Genomic DNA, 326 nt, shown 5'->3' on the forward strand with positions numbered 1-326 from the left:
AGGTCCTTCGCGGCCCGGGTGAGTGCGGGAGCCAACTGTGGTTCCACGTCGTCGAAGCGGCGCACCGCCACGGCCTTGGCCAGTTCGATCAGGGTGCTGTGGGCGGCGTGCACACCGGCCGGGCCGAGGTCGGTGGCCGTCTTCTGGATCATGTTCGCGTGGGCCGTCAGCAGGCGCATCTCGGCCGAGTCCGCCGGCCCGATGACAGTCCGGTTCCCGAGCAGGGATCTGAGCGTCGCGGAGGGCAGGAAAAGGAACTGCGCCGTGGTGTGCGGCGCCGTCTCGAAGGGCATCCGCCGCCCGAAGTGCCGGAAAAGGAACTGCCC

The 326-nt window shown here is 69.6% G+C and carries 1 pseudogene; it reads right to left on the minus strand.

Annotated elements, in window-relative coordinates:
- Positions 1-326 (minus strand): annotated as a pseudogene (locus OP79_RS56720) (helix-turn-helix domain-containing protein); the annotation flags it as partial.

The sequence above is a fragment of the Streptomyces yerevanensis genome, assembly GCF_000716805.1.
GTDB classification, from domain to species: Bacteria; Actinomycetota; Actinomycetes; order Streptomycetales; family Streptomycetaceae; genus Streptomyces; species Streptomyces flaveus.